The following is a 21,276-nucleotide window of genomic DNA, read 5'->3' on the forward strand; positions in this document are numbered from 1 at the left end:
TTGCTGCGGGCCCCGGAGGGCCCTGGCGAAAGCTCGACCGAGAGCCTGCGAGCTCCCTTCGGTCTGCGGGCGACCCCAAGTCGCACCTGCCACCGAACCGCAACCCCGAAACCCCGCGCCGCCAACGCCGAGGCATGGAGACGACGCGCCACTTCACCGCCACCGTCTACGTCGTCAACGACGGCGCCGCCGCCCTCCACTACCACCCGAAACTGGAGCTCCACGTCCCCCCTGGCGGCCACGTCGACCGCGACGAACTCCCCCACGAGGCCGGCCTCCGGGAGACCCGCGAGGAGATCGGCCTCGAACCGACGCTGCTCGATGACACCGATCCAGTCGGCGCGCCGGCCGGGAAGACGCTCCCGCGACCGCGCGAACAGCTGCTGTACGACATCGACGCCGACGGCGACGGCGTCTACCACCAGCACGTCGACCACGTCTACTTCGCGACCGTCCCGAGCCGGGAGATCGACCCCGAACCCGGGGAGGCCGGCGTCGAGGCGTGGGACTGGTACGACCGCGAGGAGCTGCAGGAGAGCCACATCGACGCCGATACGCAAGCGCTGGCCGAACGAGCCATCGACGCCGCCGAGGACGCGTAGCTACACCTCGCCCGCGACCAGCGCCGCGACGTACTGCCCGACGTGGTCGTCCATCCGGCGCTTGTAGCCCGCCTGGCGGGCTAGCCGGTCCAGTTCCCGCGCGGCGTAGGTGCCGTACTGGACAGCCTTCTTCTCGGCCGTCCGCACGGGCTCCGGTACCACGTCTTCTGCCGCACGCCGGAGCGCGATCTTCCGCTCGTCGTCGGTGGCGAGCAGGTCGGCCGGCAGCCGGAGCGCGGCGTCGACGACGCGGTCGTGCAGCAGCGGCGCGACCGGTTCGACGCCCGCGGCTCGGAGCGTCAACACGTCCCGCGGGAGCTGGTTGGGGAGCGTCCGGATCACCTCCCGGGTGGCGCCGCGAACGGTGTCGGCGTCGACTCGGTGGTCGTCGGCCGGGGCGATCACCTTCCGGTAGCCGCCGAACAGCTCGTCGGCGCCCTGCCCGACCGCGAGCCGGTCGAACCCGTCGGCGGCCGCCTGCTCGGCGACGAAGTACAGCGGCAGCGCGATCTGAACGTCCATCGCGTTGGTCCGCCCGGTCGCGCGGGCGATCTCCGGCACCGCGCGCACGATGTCGTCGTGGTCGAACGACACCACCCGGAGCTCGCGATCCATCGCCGCGGCGGCCTCGCGGGCCGCGGCCTCGTCGTGGGACTCCGCGCCCGCGAAGCCGGCGACGTAGCAGGGCGCCTCGGGGACGCCCGCGGCGACGACGGCGGAGTCGACGCCGCCGGAGAACGCGACCGCCAGCCCGTCGGCGTCGGGCTCCCGGACGCTCGTGAGCACGGCGTCCCGGACGGCGTCGACGGCGGCGTCGTGATCCTGTTCTACCGGGGGCGAGGGGAGCGACCACGCCTCGCGGCGGTCTCCCTCCTGCTCGCGAACCGCCCCCGCGTCGAGGAGTTCGGGATCGGAGAGCTCGGTGGGGTCGAAGCTCCAGTCCTCGCCCGCGGCGTCGAGATATAGCGGTTCGCGGCCGAGCACGTCCCGGACGAGCCGCCCGTCGACGGCGCCGGCGAACCCGGCCGTGCCGGGCAGTGGGTCGCCGGACTCGATCGCGCCCCGCACCGTCGCCGCGTCGGCGCCGCGGAGGGTGGGCCCGTCGGGGGGCATCAGAACAGTTCGCGCACGCCGCGCTGGACGCGGCGTTTCACGCCGCCGGCGGCCTGCCGGAACGAGATACGCCAGGGCGTCTTCTGGCCGACGACGCTCGTCCGGCCCGCCTCGATCGCGTCGAGCACGGCGTCGACGCTCCGCTCTTCGACGCCGATCTCGGTGACGGCCTGGCCGACCATCTCGGAGATGTGGGCGTCGCTGCCGGCAGTTTTGGGCACGTCGTGGGCAGTCGCGAACCGCTCGGCCTGCCGGTTGGAGCGCCCAGTAAGGAGCCGGGAGTTGTACACCTCGATCGCGTCGGCGCTGGCGAGCTGCTCGTCGCTGATGTGGGCGGCGACGCCGTGTCTGGAGCTCTGGAACGGATGGGGGACGATCGCGATGCCGCCCTGCTCGTGGATGCGGTCGAGCGTCTCGTCGTAGTCGAGCCCGGGCGGGATCTGCTCCTCGATCCCCAGCGCGAGCACGTGGCCGGCCGCGGAGGTCACCTCCATCGCGACGATCCCGACGAGGCCGTACTCCTCGGCGAGTTCGGCCGCCTCGATGCTCGCGTCGATCGCGTCGTGGTCGGTGACGGCGATGACGTCCAGGCCGACGGCGGCGGCCTGTTCGACCAGGAGGTCGACCGGGTCCCGACCGTCGTGGGAGCGCTCGGAGTGACAGTGCAGCTCGGCCGAAAGCACGAGGCGGGGTTGGCGGTCGGCGGTAAAAAGGAAACCGATACGGGGGGCGGGGGCGCCGGAGCGAGTTTTAGGATAGCCAAATTTATTTCGCAATTCCGAAACGCTAATCGTTCGTCGGACACGAGACGACGTATGGCGGTCATCGGGAACCTCGTGCTCGTGTTCGTCGCCGGCCTGCTCACCGCGCTCGCGACGGGGCTGGGTGCGATTCCGTTCTTCTTCGTCGAGGAGTTCAGCGACCGCTGGAACGTCGCGCTGTGGGGCACCGCGTCGGGGATCATGGTGTCGGCGTCGCTGTTTGGCCTGTTCAACGAGGGGCTGACGTACACCACCGGCGTGCCGACGATGCTGCTCGGCGGAATCCTCGCGGGTGTCGTGCTGGTCGAACTCTCCGACAGGCTGCTCGACGGCGTCGACATCGGCGGCGACGAACCCGTCGACGACGGGACGAGACGGGCCGAGACAGACGGCGCTGGCGTCGACGAGTCCCGCCTCGAGGCGGAAGCGTTCGCGGAGGGCGACCCGAAGAAGCTCCTGTTGATCCTCGGGATCCTCACCGTCCACAGCTTCCCGGAGGGTGTCGCCGTCGGCGTCTCCTTCGCCGAGCTGGGCCTTGGCGGCGGCGTGCCGGTGTTCGGCTTCGCGGTGCCCGTGCTCGCGGTGTTCATGACCGTCGCCATCTCGATCCACAACGTCCCGGAGGGACGGCGATCGCGATCCCGATGCGGGCGATGGGGCTCTCCAAGTGGCGGATGGTCGGCGCGGCGGTGTTCTCCAGCCTCCCCCAGCCCGTCGGCGCCGTGATCGCGTTCGCGTTCGTCCGGTGGGCGCAGTCGTTCCTCCCCTTCGGCTACGGGTTCGCGGCGGGCGCGATGGTGTACCTCGTGCTCACGGAGTTCATCCCGGAGGCGCTGGAGACCGGCGCCGAGCTCCCCGACGGCGGGCGGCGCGCGCTCCTCACTGGCTTCGTCGCCGGCGCGGCGGTGATGCTGCCGCTGCTGCTCGTCTGAGTGGGTAGTCACGAACGTGCACAACGAAACCCCTTTGCACCCCGACGCTGACCACACAGGTGAATGCCTCTCGCGGATGCGGACCACGACCTCGTCGTCGACGAACTCGGCCGCGAGCCCACCCGGGCCGAAACGCACCTGTTCGAGAACCTCTGGAGCGAGCACTGCGCCTACCGCTCCTCGCGCATGCTGCTCTCGACGTTCGCCAGCGGGAGCGAGCACGTCGAGATCGGGCCCGGCGACGACGCCGCTGTCGTCCGGGTCCCCGGCACCGACACGCTGCTGACGTTCGGCATCGAGAGCCACAACCACCCGAGCTACGTCGACCCGTACGACGGCGCCGCCACCGGGATCGGCGGGATCGTCCGCGACACGCTCTCGATGGGCGCCTACCCCATCGCGCTCGCGGACTCGCTGTACTTCGGGCCGTTCGACCGCGAGCACTCGCGCTACCTGCTCGACGGCGTCGTCGAGGGGATCTCGGACTACGGCAACGCCATCGGCGTCCCGACGGTCGCCGGCAGCGTCGCGTTCGAAGATGGCCACATCGGCAACCCGCTCGTGAACGTCGCCTGCGTCGGGAAGACCACCCCCGAGCGACTCGTGACGGCGGAGGCCCAGGAGGCCGGTAACCGGCTGGTTCTCCTGGGCAACGCCACGGGCCGGGACGGGCTCGGCGGCGCCTCCTTCGCCAGCGAGGACCTGGACGAGGACGCCGAGACCGAGGACCGACCCGCGGTGCAGGTCGGCGACCCCTACTCGGAGAAGCTGCTGATCGAGTGCAGCGAGGCGCTGATGGACGAGGACCTGATCGAGTCCGCCCGCGACCTCGGCGCCGCCGGCCTCGGCGGCGCGTCCTCCGAACTGGTCGCGAAGGGCGGCTTCGGCGCCGAGATCGACCTCGACGCGGTCCACACCCGGGAGCCGGGGATGAACGCCACCGAGATCCTGCTCGCGGAGTCCCAGGAGCGCATGTGCTACGAGGTGAAGCCCGAGAACGTCGAGCGCGTCGCCGAGATCGCCGAGCGCTTCGACCTGGGCTGCTCCGACATCGGCGAGATCACGGAGGGGAACTACGTCTGCGAGTTCGAGGGCGAGACCGTCGTCGACGCCGACGCCGACTACCTCGCCGAGGGCGCGCCGCTGAACGACCTCGACCGCGAGCCGGGCCCGGCGCCGGAGCGCGACCTCCCCGAGTTCGACCTCGAAGCGGCGTTCGCGGCGGTCGTCGCCGACCCCACCGCGGCGAGCAAGGAGTGGGTGTACCGCCAGTACGACCACGAGGTCGGCCTGCGGACCGCGGTCGAACCCGGCGACGACGCCGCCCTCCTCGCGCTCCACGAGACGGGCGACGAGGACGAGGAGCACGCCATCGCGCTCTCCTCGGGCGCGAACCCGCACTGGACCGACTGCGACCCGGAGGCCGGCGCCCGCGCCGTCGCGGTCGAGAACGCGACCAACCTCGCCGCGAAGGGGGCGACGCCGCTGGCGGCGGTCGACTGCCTCAACGGCGGCAACCCGGAGAACCCCGAGACGTACGACGGGTTCGCGAGCGCCGTCGAGGGGCTGGCCGACGCCTGCGAGGCCCTCTCGGTGCCGGTCGTCGGCGGCAACGTCTCGCTGTACAACGACTCCGAGACGGGGCCCGTCGCGCCGACGCCGACGCTCGCCGTTCTCGCTACCAAGTCGGGCTACGACGCCCCGCCGGCGACGGTCTCCAGCGAGGGCGACCTCGTGCTCGTCGAGCCCGCGGAGTGGGCCGCGGGCTCGGGGATCGGCGCGACGACCCGCACGCGCTCGGCGGCTCGCTCCTGCTCTCGCAGTTCGGCGGCTCGGACCGCTTCCCCGCGCTGCCCGCGGCGCCGGGCGCGCTCGTGGACGCGGTCGGCCGCGTCGCAGACCTCGACTCGACGCTCGCGACCCACGACGTCAGCGACGGCGGGCTCGCGGTGACGCTCGCGGAGATGGTCACCGAGTCCGCCGGCGTCGACGCGGCACTCGCGGACGCCGCGGCGTTGTTCAGCGAGGCGCCGGGCCGCGTCGTGGTCGAGACGACCGACGCCGACGCGCTCCGCGAGGCGGTCGGCGACGACGCCGCGGTGACGGCGCTGGGCACCGCGACGGCAACGGGCGAACTGTCGCTCACGGTCGGCGGGGAGTCACTCGCCGTCGACGCCGAGGAGATCGCCGCCCTGCGCGACGTGCTGGCCCGCGAACTCGACTGATCGACGGCCGTCCCGCACAACTTATTTCCCTTGTTGGCTGACAGTACGACCGTGCGCCGCGCTGCCCTCCTCACCGCCCTCCTGGTCGTCCTCGCCGGCTGTGGCGGGGTGGCCGACGTGGCGGTCACCGAACCGCCCGACGACCCGACACCGGCGCCCACGGACACCCCCACGACCGACGTGCAGGTCATCGGCGGCGACCTGCCGTTCGACGCGACGACCGTGTTCGAGCGCGTGCTGAACCTCACCGGCGAGCGCGTCGACGGACCGGTGGTGTACGTCGAGTCGCCCGCGGCGATGGAGCGGTCGATCCTCGACAGCCGCCGGTCCGGGTTCCGCGCGGCGCTGGGGGTCGAACCGCCGCCGCGGAACAGCTCCGAGCGCCTCCGGCTGGCGGCGTACGCGCCGGCGGACGGCAACGCGGTCCACGTCAACGAGGCGATCCTGGCGAACGGGACGCGCGCGGAGGTGACCGTCGCCCACGAGTTCGTCCACACCGTGCAGTTCCGCAACGGGTGGCAGGAGTCGGTGTGGAACGTCGATCCGACGTTCGACGCCGGCGGCATCAGCTACGACCGACGGCTCACCTACTACCTCGTGATCGAGGGCGCGGCGACGTACGTCGAGACGCGCTACGTCCGGCAGTTCGTGCCCGGGATGGCCGACGGCGACGCCCTCGCCGCGGCGTACGCGAACGCCTCGGCGTACGAACGCCTCAACCTCGCGCGCTACCACCTCGGTGCGGAGTACGTCGACGAACGGGTCGACTCGCCGGCTGACCTCCAGACCGTCCACCGCAACCCGCCCGAGTCCGCCGAACAGGTGCTCCACAACTCGACGGACCCGGTCGAGAGCCTGACCGTCACGACCACCGAGACGGGCGACTGGACCGAGCGCGGCCGGGACAGGCAGGGCGAGCTGTTCCTCCGTATCGCGCTCCGGACCGAACTGAACCGCTCGACGGCCGTCGACGCCGCTCACGGCTGGGGAGAGGACCGCCGCATCACCTTCGAGCGCGGGAACCGGACGGCGACGGCGTGGACGCTGCACTGGGACGACGCCGAGAACGCCACGGAGTTCGAGGCGGCGTTCGACCGCTACCTCGAGGCGAAGGCGACGCGGAACGGGAGCGTCTGGGAGCAGACCGACGGGCCGGCGACGTACCGCGTCGTCGAAGCCAACGACGAGACGACGGTCGTCCTCCTCGGCGACGAGACGTTCGTCCGCGCTGCGACGGTGAACGCGACGGGTGAGAACGCCGTCGACGTCGGGGTCGCGGAGTGAGACGGCAGGTGGAAGCAGTTCGGTCGCTCAGAACCCGAACCCGGCGTGATCGCCCGGCGCCGGCACGGCGATGGGGCTGCGCGGGAGCTCCGGCGGCAGCGACGACTCGTTGTAGCTGCTGGGCGCGAGATCGTTGGGGCCGTCGGGGTAGAAAAGCGCCGCGAGCTCCTGGGCCTGCCCGCGGCCGACCGCGAGCTCGAACTGGCCGCCGCCGTAGCAGTTCACGCCGGCGTCGAGCGCCCACTCGATCGTCCGGAGCAGCGACTCGAGGGTGCCGAAACGGGAGGGTTTGACGTTGAGCCACGACGGCTCCCACGGCAGCGCCGCCACGTCGTCGAGGCCGTGGATCGGGCTGTCCCACGAGACCCGGCCCTCCGCGCCGTCGAACACCGGCCGCGTGTCGTCGGTGAGTTGCGGGTCCTCGACGACCGCGTCGGGGAACCCGTTGACGATCCGGCGGTAGAACGCGGGGTCGGCGTCGTTGTCGACCTCGGTCCCCTCGTAGTGGCCCTTCAGGTCGACGATCCGGACGGCGTCGCGGGCCCGTAGCTCGTCGATCAGCTCGTCGCCCCAGTCCGGCGTCGGGTCGAGCTTGAAGCCGATGCCGGGGTTCCGCGAGCGCACCTCGTCGACGCGGTCGACGCTCGGCGGGTCGCCCAGCCGCGTGCTAGCGACGAAGCGAACCGGCTGGTGGCGTCGGTCGAGCAGAGCGGGGAGGGTGGTGTCGTTCTGCCGGAGCGCGAGATCCAGCGCCGCGGACTCGACGCCCCACCGCCGGTAGTCGAACGAGTCCGCTCGCTCGGGACCCTCGCGGGGGAACAGGTCGGCGTCGTCCAGCGCCGCCGAGAACTCGTCGAACGTGAACGAGCCGGTCGGCAGCGGGAACGCGCCGTCGTCGATCGCGGCCGCGAGCCGCTCGTGGTCCTCCGTGTCGTACGTCACGTCCTCCCCGCGACCCGTCGTCCCCTCGCCGCGGAGTTGGAAGACGGTCGTGACGCGGGTGAACTCCGAGGAGGTGTCCTGCTCGAACTGCTGGTAGTCGACGGCGTCGACCGTCAGCGGGAGGTCGGCGATCGGCCGGTACGCTGCCGGGGGTGCGCGGTCGGTCATCGCCGGAAGAAGTGGCCGCCGGGGGTTAACTCCGGCGGCGGGTCGATCGCGGTCGTCGACGGGCGGTTCAGGCGAGCGTGAGCGCGACGCCGAACGTCAGCACGAGGCCGACGACCAGCACCGCGAAGCCGATGCCGACCTGGCCCGTGGAGAACTCCTGCATCGGTGCGGTCACGCGGCCCTCGTCGTCGCCGTGATCGTGGTCGTGATCGTCCATGCCCCGACTTCCGACTGGCGGCTACTTTGGCCTATCGGAACCGCGGCGCTCGGCGCCGAACGCGGCCGCCGGTGGGTGGGCGACCGAGGAATCACGGGCGCTACCGGTCCAGGTAGCCCGACTCCCAGACCAGCAGCATGCCGCCGACGGCGGCGAACATCCACGCGCCGAAGGAGAGCACGAACATGAACCAGCCGACGTTCGTCCGGCCGGTCGCCAGCAGCAACACGGTCCCGACGGTCATCCCGAACACCGTCAGCGCGACGGCGACCGCGGCGGCGGTCCCGCGCCTGCTGAGGCCGAACACCATTACCGGAGCGTACGGCCGGAGGGGCATAAGCCACCCGACACCGGGCCGGTCCCGGCGACGACGGCGCCCCGACGGCGATCAGATCGAGGGCGCGACGGAGTTCAGCGCGCGTTCGAACTCCTCGCTGGTGAGCAGGACCTCGTCGGCGTGCTCGTTGGCTTCGGCGCCGTCGTAGCGGTCCGCGACGTCCTCGACCGCGAGCAGCGTCGCCTCGCGGACGACCGCGGCCACGTCCGCGCCCGTGTAGCCCGCCATCGCGTCGGCGACGGCGTCGAGATCCACGTCGTCGGCGAGCGGTTTCCCCGCGACGTGCACGTCGAGGATCTCCCGGCGGGCGTCCTCGCCCGGCGCCGGGACGTGGACGTGTGACTCGAACCGGCCCGGTCGGAGCAGCGCCGGATCGAGCGCCTCCTTCCGGTTGGTCGCCGCGAGCACGACGAGGTTGGGGTTCTCCGCGGCGCGGTCGAGTTCGGTCAGCAGCTGCGAGACCACGCGCTGGCCCACCTCTGAGTCGCTCCCGCCGTCGCGGGCGGTGGCGACGGCGTCGATCTCGTCGAAGAACACGATCGCCGGCGCGGCCTGCCTGGCCCGTTCGAACAGCTCCCGGACCGCCTTCTCGCTCTCGCCGACGTAGCGATCCAGCAGCTCCGGCCCGGCGACCTGCAGGAAGTTGACGCCGCTCTCGCCCGCGATCGCCCGCGCGAGCAGCGTCTTCCCGGTGCCCGGGGGGCCGTGGAGCAGGATCCCGGTCGGCGGCGACGCCTCGACGGCGTCGAACAGCGGCCCGTACGTCAGCGGCCAGGTGACTGCGCGTTCGAGCGTTTCCTTCGCTTCCTCGAGGCCGCCCACGTCGTCGAACGACGCCGCCGGCGACTCGGCGACGTACTCCCGCATCGCGCTGGGTTCGACCGCCGCCAGCGCCGACTCGAACTCCGCGCGCCCGACCGTGAGCTCGGCGGCCGCGATCGCGGTCTCCGGCTCCGTGTCGGCGGCCTCGGTCCCCTCCCGCCGCGCCCGCCGGAGCGCGGACATCGCCGCCTCCTTCGCGACCGAGGCGAGGTCGGCGCCGGTGAAGCCGTGGGTCCGCTCGGCGAGGCGGTCGACTCGCACGTCGTCGGCCAGCGGCATGTTCCGGGTGTGGACCTCGAGGATCTCCCGCCGGCCCGTCTCGCCCGGCACGCCGATCTCGATCTCGCGGTCGAAGCGGCCGCCCCGCCGGAGCGCGGGGTCGATCTCGTCGACGCGGTTGGTGGCGCCGATGACGACCACCTCGCCGCGGGCGTTGAGGCCGTCCATCAGCGAGAGCAGTTGGCCGACGACGCGGCTCTCCACGTCGCCGCCGTCCTCGCGTTTGGGGGCGACGGAGTCGATCTCGTCGAAGAAGATGATCGCCGGCGAGTCGGCCTGTGCGGCCTCGAACACCTCCCGGACGCGCTCCTCGCTCTCGCCTTTGTACTTGCTCATGATCTCCGGGCCGGAGATGCTGATGAACGTCGCGTCGACCTCGTTCGCGACGGCTTTCGCGATCAGGGTCTTCCCCGTACCGGGCGGGCCGTGGAGCAACACCCCCTTCGGCGGATCGATCCCCAGTCTGGCGAACAGTTCGGGGTTCGACAGGGGTAGTTCGACCGTCTCGCGCACGAGGTCGAGCTCCTCGTCGAGGCCGCCGATGTCCTCGTAGCTGATGCCCATCGACCCGTCGCCGGCACCCTCGACGGCCACCGCGCCGCCCTCCACGTCGGCGCTCGTGTCGTCGGGGTCCGTCGGTTCCGCGTCGGCCGTGGCCGCCTCCTCGTCCGACGCTTCCGGTTGGCCGATCTGGCCGAGGTGGCTCGAACCGGCGGACTCGCGCTCGATCACCAGTCGGATCTCGGTGTCCTCGGTGACTCGGACCCGCCCGTCCGGGTCGGTGTCCTCGACGGTGAAGCCGATGCCCGAGAGCCGTTCGAGGTGGAGCTGGTCGCCCGGCGCGACGGGGCGGTTGCGCACGTCCTCGGCGACGAGGCGCTCGATCGAGTCGCGCTCCACGTCCACGTCGCCCAGCGACGCCGGGGCGCGGAGGGTGATCCCCCGGGCTTCCGGGAGGTCGGCTACCGCGACGCGGACGGTGTCGCCGACTTTCACCCCGGCGTTGGCGCGGCTGTCGGCGTCGATGCGGATCACGCCGTCGGGCACGTCGCCGCGGGCGGGCCAGAGCTTCGCGACGGTCTCGCGGTCGCCCTCGATGAGGACGGTGTCGCCCGAGAGCAGGCCGAGCTGCTGTCTGGCGGCTTCCGGCAGCCGGGCGATACCCCGTCCCGCGTCGCGCTTCTCGGCGGCGCGGACGGTCAGGTGGAGGGAGGTGGTCATGCTCGCGGCTGGGGGCGGGTGCCCCAAAGCGTTGCCGGAGATGACGCTATCGACGTCGACTGGACACAGGTTCGTACTCCGTCCTCGGGAGTGGGTCGGTAACCAGAACCTGTTCACCGCGATTTCCGGCGACCGAGTGGTCCGGAGGACCCGGAAGGTCGCCGGTTCACTCGCCGACGGCGAGGCCAAGAGCCGACCAGAGCGGGACGGCTTCGCCGTCCCGCAGACCGTCGGGAGGCTCGCAGGCTTTTGGTCGAGCTTTTGCCAGCGACCGAAGGGAGCGCAGCAAAACGTCGGTTACCAGAAGCTCTTGGTCCGTGCGTACTGGCGCTCCTGCTCGAGGATGTCCCGGTAGAAGTCGGCCTCGTCCTCGCGGAACTTCGCGATGATCCGCGCGGCGGTCTGGGGGCCGACCCCGCGAGCGGCCAGCGCCCGGACCGCCTTCATCCCGTGTTCCTGCACGAGGTTCGCGGACTTGAACGCCTTCCGCGTCATGCGGTCCTGCTCGTCGTCCTTCTCCTCGGCGCGGGTGGCTTTCACCACCTCGTCGGCCCATGGGTTGAGCGCCGCGATTCGGGTCGACCCGCAGTTAGGGCACTCGATCGGCTCGCGGATCTTCCCGACCTCCTGGCGTCGGTGCCAGTCCTTGCAGTGGACGCAGAACAGCAGCACGCGGTCGCCCTCCAGCCGATCGCGGACGGTCTGGATCACGCTGGCGTCGGCGTCGTCGGGGACGAGGAACTCCCCGCCAGCCGAGCGGCCGCCGGCGCCGATCGGCGTGCGCTCGCGGTGGGTCGTGAGTTCCACGTCGCCGTCCTCGGACTGGATCGCGTCGAGCAGCTCCTTCGTCGCCTCGACGGCGAGGTCCTCGTGGAACACCTGCCGGATCGCCTCCTCGTAGACGGGGGTGTCCTCCAGCGCCGCGAGCAGGCGGTCGGCGCCGAAGCGGTCCTGGCCCTGGTAGCGCTTGAGCGCGCCGAACTTGGCGGCGACGTGGCTGAGCGTGAACTTCAGCGCGTCCGAGTTCTTCAGGGCGAGTTCGAGGATCGCCTCGACGTGGCTCGGGTCGGTCTCCCGAAGCACCTCGTCGAACGCCGCGACGCCGACGCCGCCCGGCACCTCGAACTCGACGCGGTAGGGGTCGACCTCCATCCCGACGGAGGAGCCGGTTCGCTGGCCGACGAGCGCCGAGCAGAGCTTCCCGAGGGTCTCGTTCACCTGGTGGCCGTACGGGCTGTTGAGCACGACCGTCCGGCCCTGAGACTCGAGCACCAGCCGCTCCGCGGTCGGGACGGGCGCGCTGGCTTCGACCTGCCGTTCGACCGGTTCGAGCGCGGTTTCGGCGGTCCCCGAATCGACGGGGTAGCGGTTCGTGAAGTCGGCGCCGACCGCCGAGACGCTCGCCCCGGTTTCGAACTGCCGGGCGGCGATCTCCCGCCCCTCGCCGACCTCGTTCGCGACGGCCGCGGGGACGGGGATCTCCGAGCCGACCCACGTCGGCACCTCGCCCCCGGGGTCCTGTACGGGCGAGACCTCGACGCGCTCCTCCTCGTCGTCGACGCGGTCGACGCGCCACATCTCGCCGCGCTGGACGAACACCGACCCCGGCTCGGCGAAGTTGACGACGAACCGCTCGTCGAGCGTCCCGATCCCGCGCCGGGAGGAGACGTCGTACACCTCGTACTTCTCCTCGTCCGGGATCATCGAGAGGTTGGCGTAGTAGTACTGCCACGTCCCGCCGGAGCTCTCGATGCGGTCGTGGTCCTCCTCCAGCCAGAGCAGGCGGTTCGAGTCGAGTTCGCGGACGACTTCGCGGAACGTCGCCTCGGGCAAGTTCCGGAACGGGTAGGCGCGTCTGATCCGCTCGTACGCCTCGCGGGCGTCGATCTCGCCGTGGTCCATCAGCAGGCCGACGATCTGGTTCGCGAGCACGTCGAGGCTCCCCTCGTGGATCCCCGCGGGCTCGACCTCCCCGGCGACGGCGCGGCGCGCGATCGCCATCGCCTCGGCGGCGTCGTCCGCGTCGGAGACGACGACCGTGCCGTTCGACACCTGATCCCGGCGGTGGCCCGCCCGCCCGACGCGCTGGAGCAGGCGGGCGACCTCGCGCGGCGAGCCGTACTGCACGACGTGATCGACGCGACCCACGTCGATCCCCAGCTCCATCGACGACGTGCAGACGAGCCCGTCGATCTCGCCGGCCTTGAACGCCTCCTCCACCTCGATCCGGGCGTCCTTCGAGAGCGAGCCGTGGTGGATCCCGATCGGCGCGTCGAGGCTCTTGAACCGCGAGCCCAGCGCCTCCGCGGTCTGCCGGGTGTTGACGAACACGAGCGTCGACTCGTTCTCGTCGACCACGTCCCGGATGAACCGGACGTGGCTGGCGATCTCCGGCTCGGTCGCGAGCTCGCCAGCGAGCTTCCGGTCCGACTCGGTGATCTCGGGGCGGACCACGTCGAGGTCGATCTTCGAGCCGGCGTCGACCTCGACGATCCGGTAGTCGCGCTGGGTGCGGTGCTCGCCCTGTACGGCGCCGGTGAGGAACTTCGCGACCTCGTCGGGGTCGCCGACGGTCGCCGAGAGCCCGATCCGCTGGAACGGCCCGGAGAGCTCCCGGACGCGCTCCATCGCGATCGTCAGCTGCGCGCCGCGCTTGGAGGCGGCGAGCTCGTGGACCTCGTCGACGATCAGGTGTTCCACGTCCGACAGCGCTTTCCGGAGCTTCTCACCGGTCAACATCGCCTGCACCGTCTCGGGCGTGGTGATCAGCACGTCCGGCGGGTCGTCGGCCTGCTTGCTCCGCTGGTAGTCGGTGGTGTCGCCGTGGCGCACGTCGACCTCGAGATCCAGCGTCTCGCCCCACCACTCCAGCCGATCGAGCATGTCGCGGTTCAGCGCGCGGAGGGGGGTGATGTACAGCGCCGAGATGCCGTGGCGCTCCTCGGCGGCCGCGATCCGGTCGAGCACCGGGAGCATCGCGGTCTCGGTCTTGCCAGTCCCGGTGGGCGCGATCACCAGCGCGTTCTCCCCCGCGGCGAGCGGCGGGATCGCCCGGCGCTGTGGCTCGGTCGGCGTCGAGAACCCGCGTTCCGAGAGCGCCTCCCGAACCGCCGGTCCGAGGTGGGTAAACGCGTCGGCGCCGGCGTTCTCCATTCGGTCGAACGCAGGTGGTCGTCGGGGTTAAGCACCACGACTCCGGGGGTGGCGCTGCCCCGAAAGGTACACGTAAGGCCGCTCGCACCGCGACGGTCGAACATGGAGATCGACACCGACCGCCTCAGGGCGGACATCGAGGCCAACGCCGAACACGGGGAGATCGAGGTCGAGGAGGGACGCGGCCGGACGGTCCTCACTGGGACCGACGCCAACCGCGCCGCGCGCGAGACGCTCGTCGAGCGCATGGAGGACGCGGGGGTCGACGTGACCATCGACGCCGTCGGGAACATCGCGGGGACGTGGACCCCCGACTCGGCGGACCCCGACGCCGCGCCCGTCGCAGCGGGGAGCCACGTCGACTCGGTCCCGGAGGGCGGGATCTTCGACGGCCCGCTCGGCGTGTACGCGGCGCTGGAGGCCGTCCGCGCGATGCAGGACGCCGGCGTCGAGCCGGCGCGGCCGCTGGTCGTCGTCTCCTTCACCGAGGAGGAGGGCCAGCGCTTCGCCGACGGGCTGCTCGGCTCCTCCGTCGCGGTCGGCGAGCGAACCGTCGAGGAGGCGCTCGCGATCGAGGACGACGACGGGATCAGCCTCGGCGACGCGCTGGACGACATCGGCTTCCGCGGCGAGGGCCGACTCGACGCGGGCGAGTGGGCGGCCTGGTACGAACTCCACGTCGAGCAGGACACCCGGCTCGAACGGGAGAACGTCCCCGTCGGCGTCGTCACGACGATCACCGGCATCACCCACTGCGAGGCCGAGATCGTCGGCGAGGCGAACCACGCCGGCGCGACGCCGATGGACGAGCGCACCGACGCCCTCGCCGCGGCCTCGGAGGTGGTGCTGGACGTGGAGGCCGCCGCCAACGACGTGGTCGCCGAGGAGAGCGAGACCGCAGTCGGCACTGTCGGCTCGCTCTCGGTGTCGCCGAACGCGACCAACGTCGTGCCCGGGCGGGTCGAGATGGGTGTCGACATCCGGGACGTGGAGTACCTGTCGATGCAGACCATCGTCGAGGCCACGCGGTCGAGCCTCGCGATCGTCGAGGCCGACCGCGGGGTAGAGACCGCCTTCTCCCGGCCGTTCGACCTCGAGCCGACGCCGATGAGCGAGTCGCTCCGCGCGGCAGCCCACCGTGCCGGGGAGACGGCCGGGATCGAGACGATGGATCTGGACTCCGGCGCGGCCCACGACACGATGCACGTCGCCGACGTGACCGAGGCGGCGCTGCTGTTCGCGCCCTCACAGGACGGCATCAGCCACAACCCCCGGGAGTGGACTGACTGGAAGGACTGCGCGAGCGCGACGCGCGTGTTGGCCGGGGCGATGGCCGAGTCGGCGGGCGTCGACGTCGACGAGTCGTAGCGTCGGCGCTATCGACCTCGGCGAAAAGCGAGCAGGCGGCCGACGCGCTCGCGAGACAGGTGGCCGCACGTCCGTGAGCTGTCTCGCGGCAGTTCTCAGGTCACGCAGGGGCTGGCCCCGTCATCGCCCTTCAAAAACGGGCTCCGGTGGACTCATCCCGCCGGCAGCCACAGGGGTGAGCATGAAGAAACACGTCTCACAGTCGACCGTCGGCGGGCGCTGTCGCGCGCCGCCGTCGAAGAGCTACACGCACCGGGCGATCCTCGCGGCGGGGTACGCCGACGAGGCGACCGTCGAGGACCCGCTTGTCAGCGCCGACACCCGGGCGACGATGCGTGCGGTCTCGGCCTTCGGCGGGAAGGTGGACCGCTCCCACCTGGACGTGGGGACGCTGCGCGTCGACGGGTTCGACGGCCGACCCGACGTGCCGGACGACGTGATCGACTGCGAGAACTCGGGGACGACGACGCGACTGGTCACCGCCGCCGGCGCGCTCGCCGACGGGTTGACGGTGCTGACTGGCGACGACTCGCTGCGCTCGCGCCCCCACGGGCCGCTGCTCGACGCCGTCCGGGCGCTGGGCGGGCGTGCCGAGTCCACCCGCGGCAACGGGCAGGCCCCGCTGGTCGTCGGCGACTCCCTCTCGGGGGGGACCGTCTCGATGCCGGGCGACGTGTCCTCGCAGTTCGTGACCGCGCTCCTGATGGCCGGTGCGGTCACGGATGCGGGGATCGAGATCGACCTCGAGACCGAGCTCAAGTCCGCGCCGTACGTCGATATCACCGTCGAGGTGCTGGACGCGTTCGGCGTCGACGTCGAGCGGACCGACTCGGGGTTCCGCGTCGCGGGCGGCCAGTCGTACTCGCCCGCGGGCGGGAGCTACGCGGTGCCCGGCGACTTCTCCTCGGTCTCCTACCTCGCGGCGGCGGGCGCCGTCGCGGCCGAGGCGGGGAGCGAGGGCGTCGTCGTCGACGGCGCCCAGCCCAGCGCGCAGGGCGACACCGCCATCGTCGACGTGCTCGACCGCATGGGCGCCGAGATCGACTGGGACCGCGACGCCGGCGAACTCCGCGCCGCCGGCGGCGAGCTCTCCGGGATCGAGGTCGATGTGGGCGACACGCCCGACCTACTCCCGACGATCGCGGCGGTCGGCGCCGTCGCCGACGGCGACACCCGGATCGTCAACTGCGAGCACGTCCGGCTGAAGGAGACCGACCGCGTGAGCGCGATGGCCGAGGAGCTCGGGAAGCTCGGCGCCGAGGTGACCGAGGCGCAGGACCGGCTCACGATCCACGGCGGCGACTCCTCGCTCGTCGGCGCCGAGGTCGACGGCCGCGGCGACCACCGGATCGCGATGGCGCTCGCCGTCGCCGGGCTCGTCGCCGACGGGACGACGACGATCAGCGGCGCCGAGCACGTCGACGTGTCGTTCCCCGACTTCTGGACCGTCCTCGACGAGCTCGGCGCGAACGTCACCGACGTTTAAGCGGACTTGCGCTCGCTCGTGCTGCCCGGGGTCGAGCGTGTCGGTAGCTCTTTCTCCGTCGCTGTGCGACTCCGCCCGTGAACGAACTCGGCCCCGACCTCCGGACGGCGTACGAGGAGGACGGCTACGTGTTCCCGGCGTACCGGGACCGCTGCTTCGCCGACGCCCCTGAGAGCGCGCTCTCGCTGCTCGCCGACTCGTTCCCGCGGAACATCCCCGACGGGGCGTTCGAGGGGCTGCTCGACGGCGGGATCGAAAACGTCGTCCTCCTGGTCGTCGACGGCTTCGGCCTCGACCAGTGGGCTCGCCTGCGCAGGGAGCTCCCGCTGCTCGACGCGTTCGAGAGCGACGGCACCGTCACCCCGCTCACCTCCACCTACCCCTCCGAGACCGCGGCCGCGATCACGACGCTGCACACTGGGCTACTCCCGGCCGAACACGGGCTGCTGGGCTGGCACCAGTACCTCGACTCGATCGGCGAGTCGATCCAGACGCTCCCCTACCTCCTCGAGGACGGCACGCCGGTCCAGGACGAGTACCCGCTCGCGAACCCCCGCGAGCTGTTCGACGGCGAGGCGATCTACGGCGACGCCGAGGCCGCCGGGATCGACACCCACGTCACCCAGCCCGAGCACATCGCCGGCTCGATCTCCTCGGAACTCACGACGGCCGGCGCCGAGACCCACGACTACTGGAACGTCGCCGACATGGCCGTGACGCTCCGAAACGTGGTCGCCGACGCCGACGAGCCGACACACGTGACGGCGTACGTCCCGAACGTCGACACGATCTCGCACGTGACCGGAACCGAGACGGATCGCTACGACGCAAAGGTCAGGATGGTCACGGAGGCGATCCGAACCGGCTTCCTCGACGGGCTCGACGCCGAGACCGCCGAGGAGACCGCACTGCTCGTGACCGCGGACCACGGCCATACGAACGTCGACCAGTCGGTCGCGGTCGACCTCTCGGCGCCGGCGGTGCAGGACTGCCTCGCGCGGGGCGCCGACGGCGAGCCGATCCCGCCGCAGGGCGGCCCGCGGAACGTGCAGTTCCACGTGCGCGATGGCCGCGTCGAAGAGCTCCGTGAGTACCTGGATCGCGCCGCCGGCGACGACGTGCTCACCTTCACTGAAGCGGCGTACCGCGAGCGCGGGCTGTTCGGGAGCAACCACGCAAAGCCGGGGGAGACGTTCGACCGCCGGGCGCCCGACCTGCTGGCGGTCCACCGCGACCACGTCATGTGGCACGAGGCCGACGACAAGATCGGCGTCCACGGCGGGATGACGCCCGCGGAGATGCTCGTCCCGTTCGGCGCCGCACGCGCCAGCGACCTGCGGAGCTGATCCGGCCCCATCACCGCTACGACGGCGTCGACGCGGCGGCGACCGGCCGCTTCTGCAACGACTATAAGCCCGGCTCTCCACGTCAGCGTATGAACGGCAATCGCTTCGGTCGCCTGTTCCAGGTGACCACCTACGGCGAGAGTCACGGCCCGGGGATGGGCTGTACCGTCAGCGGCGTCCCCGCCGGCGTCGAACTCGACGAGGCGGACATCCAGCGCGATCTCGATCGGCGCAAGCCCGGCCAGTCGATGATCACCACCAGCCGCGGCGAGCCGGACGAGGTCTCGATCCAGTCGGGGCTGCAGGACGGCTACACGACCGGCACGCCGATCGGGATGACGATCCAGAACAAGGACGCCCGCTCGGGGAAGTACGAGCCGTTCGTCACTGCGCCCCGACCGAGCCACGGCGACTTCACCTACTCCGCGAAGTTCGGCACGCGCAACTGGGGCGGCGGCGGCCGCTCCAGCGCCCGCGAGACGGTAAACTGGGTCGCCGCGGGCGCCGTGGCCAAGCAGGTGCTCGACCAGAGCGACCACGACGTGCAGGTGAAAGCTCACGTCAACCAGATCGGCGACGTCGAGGCGCCCGAGGTGAGCTTCGAACAGCTGCTCGAACACAGCGAGGAGAACGAGGTGCGCTGTGCGGACCCCGAGACCGCCGCGGAGATGCGCGAGCTGATCGACGAGTACCAGGAGGCCGGCGACTCCATCGGCGGGAGCGTCGAGTTCGAGGCCCGGGGCGTCCCCCGCGGCCTCGGCGCGCCGCGGTTCGACAGCTTCCCGGCCCGACTCGGGCAGGCGCTGCTCGCCGTCCCGGCGACGACGGGGTTCGAGTACGGCCTCGGCAAGGAAGCACGGGAGGTAACCGGGAAGGAGCGCAACGAGGACTGGGAGTTCCCCGATGGTGAGGACGACCCGGACCCGACGCCGGTGGGCAACGACCACGGCGGGCTCCAGGGGGGGATCACGACGGGCCAGCCGATCTACGGCGAACTCACGCTCCACGCGCCCACGTCGATTCCGAAAACTCAGCGGACGGCGGACTGGGAGAGCGGCGAGGAGAAGGAGATCCAGGTGGTCGGGCGCCACGACCCGGTGCTGCCGCCGCGGGCCGTCCCGGTCGTCGAGGCGATGCTGTACCTGACGATTCTGGACTTCATGCTGCTCGGCGGGCGTATCAACCCGGATCGACTCGACGACAACCCGGGGGAGTACGACACGCCGTACCACCCGAGCAGTCCCCGGAACGACTAGCCACAGAGCTCCTGGGTGACGAAGACGGTGCCGTTCTCGTCGACGAAGACGCCGATCCCCTGGGAGTCGTAGTGGGGTGAGAGGGCGTTCTCGCGGTGGCCCGGGGAGTTGAGCAGGGATGTGACTGCGTCTGTGGCTATCTGGTCAGAGTCGTATAGCTTGGACTGGGGGTAGGGGTAGGATTCCTCCGCAGTGAAGACTTGTTTCTGTAAGTTTTGTCCTGTATATCCGCAATCTGAACCGTATCGCCCTCGGAGATCAGTATGTTCCGTCCCATTCGGACCTGTGTGCGCAAAGTAGTCGCGTTGTGCCATATCCCAGGACTTGTAGCGGGCGACAGCGTCGAGGCTTTCATTCCTAGTGAGTGGTTCGAGGCCATTCTCTTCCCGGTGTTCGTTCATTTTCTGGTGGATGAGATTCTCGATCTCTTCCACGTCGACGTTGTATCTTTCAGACGACGGTGTCTTTGGCTCCTGCGGCGTCGGTTTTGTCTTCGTTACAACTTCCTCGGTTTCGTCTGGATTGGCAGGAACTGAGGTATCCCCGACACAGCCGGCTGAGAGCACTAGCAGACAAACTGCGATTGTTGCTACTCTCATTCAGGCACCTCCCGAACAGATTTCCGGTTCCTTCTCTTCGGGTTCAGATCCGCACTCCTTGACTACTTTGGTGAGGTTACGTACATCTCCAGATGGCTTGCTGAACGACTGTGTCTCCTGCCACGTGTATTGGGTGTTCCTCCAACGGTAGATGTCCGTCTCTTCGAACACTGGTCGCTCCCACTCAACGAATTCGGTTCCGACGCGGACTTCTTTGACGTATTCGTGAACCGCTTCAGTCGAGTAAGTTGGTGCACGGTAGCGGTAGTCGTACTTAGTCTGTTCAACAGTACGCTCCCACTCATATACTGGCTCGTACTCCGGGACTCGATATTCGTAGCGGTAGTCGTACTCGGGATGGTAATTCGTTTCTTCCTCGATGCAGTGACGTGTTCGGTAGAGTTCGATGTACTCGACGCAGTTTGTCGTCGCATCGTAACCGCTGATGTATCGGTCAGCCCCGAGATACTCCCAGTCCGCGTCAGCGTGGAACCGATAATCGACCCAACGCCTGTCGTAGGTTGTCTGAGTTAGGCCTACCTGCTCACTCTGGCTCCATCCATTCCCGCTCGGCCGGTTTGTAGATCGGACAGTTTCGGTTTGTTCGACAGTGGTCGGTACAGCTTCTACGTACTCCCAGTCCGAACCGAGGACCCCACGCTGAGGCACAGTCATGTGCTTCCACCCCGTGAATACCTGTTTCTGACCGACGTTTCGCTCTGCGAGAGTCCAGTCACCACCGGGATGACTGGTACTTTCGGTCGTCCGCTGTTCGGTGTGGTACTCCATCTTCGTCCCGACCCGCGTCCATTCCTGTCCAGGACTCGTTATCGCTCTGCCAGCGATAGCGCGTGTCTTCTTCGTTTCGACGCCAATCTGCTCCCGGTCAATGCGAGCGATACCGTCTCTTACCCAATCCTCGCCGGGGCTTTCAGCGGCTTCAGTTCTGAGCACTTCCGTTTTGTTCTGTTCGTATTTCCATACGGTATAGGTCCTCCTAGAGATATTGAGAGGGGTCGTTGCACTGTCGGACGTCCAGCTAGGACTAACCGAGAGAGCGTACCGTCCTGCTGAGGAGTAAGTGTGTTTGAACCGGTATGATCGCGTTTCCTCAAGCGTGTGAATTTCAGAGTTCTCGTCGCCATAGGTAATAAATATCTTCTCA

The 21,276-nt window shown here is 70.2% G+C and carries 15 protein-coding genes and 2 pseudogenes; 8 read left to right on the top strand and 9 right to left on the bottom strand.

Features of this window, described 5'->3' with window-relative positions; genetic code table 11:
- Positions 1-134: 134 nt before the first annotated feature.
- Positions 135-602 carry an NUDIX hydrolase gene (locus ACP95_RS14655; protein ID WP_049981915.1) on the top strand — a complete coding sequence of 156 codons (468 nt, stop codon included), beginning with the start codon at positions 135-137 and terminating at the stop codon, positions 600-602.
- On the opposite strand, the gene ACP95_RS14660 is transcribed toward ACP95_RS14655, so the two are convergent.
- Both ACP95_RS14660 and ACP95_RS14665 read right to left on the bottom strand, forming a co-directional pair.
- Entirely contained in the window at positions 603-1,715 is a 1,113-nt protein-coding gene (locus ACP95_RS14660) for an asparagine synthase C-terminal domain-containing protein (protein WP_049981916.1), read from the bottom strand.
- Positions 1,715-2,398, bottom strand: coding sequence for a PHP domain-containing protein (locus ACP95_RS14665; RefSeq protein ID WP_049981917.1), 684 nt, complete (start codon positions 2,396-2,398; stop codon positions 1,715-1,717). Before ACP95_RS14665 ends, ACP95_RS14660 begins: the two co-directional genes overlap by 1 nt.
- Before the next feature lie 132 nt (positions 2,399-2,530).
- Between ACP95_RS14665 and ACP95_RS14670 the strand changes: the two are divergent.
- The 3 genes and pseudogenes from ACP95_RS14670 (at position 2,531) to ACP95_RS14680 (ending at position 6,917) form a co-directional block, all read left to right on the top strand.
- A pseudogene (locus ACP95_RS14670) lies at positions 2,531-3,408 on the top strand (ZIP family metal transporter).
- Between the two features lie 63 nt (positions 3,409-3,471).
- Positions 3,472-5,633 (top strand): annotated as a pseudogene (purL, locus tag ACP95_RS14675) (phosphoribosylformylglycinamidine synthase subunit PurL).
- A gap of 51 nt (positions 5,634-5,684) precedes the next feature.
- On the top strand, positions 5,685-6,917 hold the full coding sequence (locus ACP95_RS14680) for a hypothetical protein (RefSeq protein ID WP_049981918.1): 1,233 nt from the start codon (positions 5,685-5,687) through the stop codon (positions 6,915-6,917).
- 27 nt (positions 6,918-6,944) lie between these two features.
- Here ACP95_RS14680 and ACP95_RS14685 read toward each other — a convergent pair whose 3' ends face one another.
- From ACP95_RS14685 to ACP95_RS14700, 5 genes are all read right to left on the bottom strand, one after another.
- Positions 6,945-8,027 (bottom strand): enolase, encoded by a 1,083-nt coding sequence (locus ACP95_RS14685; RefSeq protein ID WP_049981919.1) that lies wholly within the window; start codon positions 8,025-8,027, stop codon positions 6,945-6,947.
- Between the two features lie 67 nt (positions 8,028-8,094).
- Positions 8,095-8,244: a DUF7550 family protein gene (locus ACP95_RS16200; RefSeq protein WP_202593849.1), complete on the bottom strand. Its 150-nt coding sequence runs from the start codon at positions 8,242-8,244 to the stop codon at positions 8,095-8,097.
- Positions 8,245-8,344: 100 nt separating this feature from the next.
- Positions 8,345-8,554 (bottom strand): hypothetical protein, encoded by a 210-nt coding sequence (locus ACP95_RS14690; RefSeq protein ID WP_049981920.1) that lies wholly within the window; start codon positions 8,552-8,554, stop codon positions 8,345-8,347.
- A gap of 78 nt (positions 8,555-8,632) precedes the next feature.
- On the bottom strand, positions 8,633-10,903 hold the full coding sequence (locus ACP95_RS14695) for an AAA family ATPase (protein ID WP_049981921.1): 2,271 nt from the start codon (positions 10,901-10,903) through the stop codon (positions 8,633-8,635).
- Positions 10,904-11,200: 297 nt separating this feature from the next.
- Complete coding sequence (locus tag ACP95_RS14700; protein WP_049981922.1) at positions 11,201-14,056, bottom strand: DEAD/DEAH box helicase; 2,856 nt, start codon at positions 14,054-14,056, stop codon at positions 11,201-11,203.
- A gap of 102 nt (positions 14,057-14,158) precedes the next feature.
- Here ACP95_RS14700 and ACP95_RS14705 point away from each other — a divergent pair, with 102 nt between their 5' ends.
- From ACP95_RS14705 to aroC, 4 genes are all read left to right on the top strand, one after another.
- A complete protein-coding gene (locus tag ACP95_RS14705; RefSeq protein ID WP_049981923.1) occupies positions 14,159-15,424 on the top strand; it encodes a Zn-dependent hydrolase in 1,266 nt (421 codons plus the stop codon).
- Between the two features lie 181 nt (positions 15,425-15,605).
- Positions 15,606-16,910, top strand: coding sequence for a 3-phosphoshikimate 1-carboxyvinyltransferase (gene aroA, locus ACP95_RS14710; RefSeq protein ID WP_049981924.1), 1,305 nt, complete (start codon positions 15,606-15,608; stop codon positions 16,908-16,910).
- A 77-nt stretch (positions 16,911-16,987) separates the two neighbouring features.
- Positions 16,988-18,256: an alkaline phosphatase family protein gene (locus ACP95_RS14715; protein ID WP_049981925.1), complete on the top strand. Its 1,269-nt coding sequence runs from the start codon at positions 16,988-16,990 to the stop codon at positions 18,254-18,256.
- 89 nt (positions 18,257-18,345) lie between these two features.
- Positions 18,346-19,512, top strand: a complete 1,167-nt coding sequence (gene aroC, locus ACP95_RS14720; protein WP_049981926.1) for a chorismate synthase — start codon at positions 18,346-18,348, stop codon at positions 19,510-19,512.
- On the opposite strand, the gene ACP95_RS14725 is transcribed toward aroC, so the two are convergent.
- The gene (locus ACP95_RS14725) at positions 19,509-20,111 is read right to left on the bottom strand and encodes a CAP domain-containing protein (RefSeq protein WP_082224706.1); all 603 of its coding nucleotides are present in this window, start codon (positions 20,109-20,111) and stop codon (positions 19,509-19,511) included. The two genes, aroC and ACP95_RS14725, sit on opposite strands and share 4 nt — an antisense overlap.
- Positions 20,112-21,276, bottom strand: a 1,165-nt coding sequence (locus tag ACP95_RS15910; RefSeq protein ID WP_161782072.1) for a hypothetical protein, incomplete at its 5' end; no start/stop codon positions are given.

The organism is Halolamina rubra (genome assembly GCF_000739555.1).
GTDB lineage: Archaea > Halobacteriota > Halobacteria > Halobacteriales > Haloferacaceae > Halolamina > Halolamina rubra.

Coding starts and splice junctions, on each gene's coding strand:
- ACP95_RS14700 (WP_049981922.1), bottom strand. CDS start 14,056: ATGGAGAACGCCGGCGCCGACGCGTTTACCCACCTCGGACCGGCGGTT.
- ACP95_RS14685 (WP_049981919.1), bottom strand. CDS start 8,027: ATGACCGACCGCGCACCCCCGGCAGCGTACCGGCCGATCGCCGACCTC.
- aroA (WP_049981924.1), top strand. CDS start 15,606: ATGAAGAAACACGTCTCACAGTCGACCGTCGGCGGGCGCTGTCGCGCG.
- ACP95_RS14725 (WP_082224706.1), bottom strand. CDS start 20,111: ATGAGAGTAGCAACAATCGCAGTTTGTCTGCTAGTGCTCTCAGCCGGC.
- aroC (WP_049981926.1), top strand. CDS start 18,346: ATGAACGGCAATCGCTTCGGTCGCCTGTTCCAGGTGACCACCTACGGC.
- ACP95_RS14655 (WP_049981915.1), top strand. CDS start 135: ATGGAGACGACGCGCCACTTCACCGCCACCGTCTACGTCGTCAACGAC.
- ACP95_RS16200 (WP_202593849.1), bottom strand. CDS start 8,244: ATGGACGATCACGACCACGATCACGGCGACGACGAGGGCCGCGTGACC.
- ACP95_RS14690 (WP_049981920.1), bottom strand. CDS start 8,554: ATGGTGTTCGGCCTCAGCAGGCGCGGGACCGCCGCCGCGGTCGCCGTC.
- ACP95_RS14695 (WP_049981921.1), bottom strand. CDS start 10,903: ATGACCACCTCCCTCCACCTGACCGTCCGCGCCGCCGAGAAGCGCGAC.
- ACP95_RS14705 (WP_049981923.1), top strand. CDS start 14,159: ATGGAGATCGACACCGACCGCCTCAGGGCGGACATCGAGGCCAACGCC.
- ACP95_RS14660 (WP_049981916.1), bottom strand. CDS start 1,715: ATGCCCCCCGACGGGCCCACCCTCCGCGGCGCCGACGCGGCGACGGTG.